Annotated in this window: 1 protein-coding gene; it reads left to right on the top strand. The window is 41.9% G+C overall.

Translation table 11 applies throughout. The features are described from left to right. Positions 1-249: 249 nt before the first annotated feature. On the top strand, positions 250-528 hold a 279-nt coding region (locus R7O13_RS30580; RefSeq protein ID WP_318305685.1), incomplete at its 3' end, for a dCMP deaminase family protein.

The raw sequence follows: 528 nt of genomic DNA, 5'->3' as shown, positions 1-528 counted from the left end.
CAGATCTTCATTCACCCCACAACATAAGCAACCTCTAATCATCAATGTGATGTATGACTCATTCGTTTGCCAATTTTGACCAATAAACTCATCAATAAAGGCGGAATTATTGCTTAGAGCTGAACAAACTCTCCCCGATTAACCATGAAAACGAATCGCTTTCACTGTAATGCTCGTATTTCGACTATTTTTTTAAAAAAAATGGGTTATCATTCAGATAATTCAAAGCCTTCGACCGAGAGGATGAGCATGATTTCTAAATGGGCGAAACGTTTTTACCAAATGGCTGAACTGGTGGCGTCTTGGAGTAAAGACCCTTCAACGCAGGTAGGTGCGGTGATCACTAAACAGAACCGCATTGTTTCTGTTGGCTTTAACGGTTATCCACACGGTGTTTCGGACAGTGTAGACACCGACGAACGTGAACTGAAATACTTAAAAACTCTGCATGCAGAAGAGAACGCAATTCTCTTTTCAAAACGCGATTTGGATGGTTGTGACATTTGGGTAACGCACTTCCCGTGCCCG

The organism is Vibrio sp. Y176 (assembly GCF_033438945.1).
This window is presented reverse-complemented; position numbering and strand designations above follow the sequence as displayed.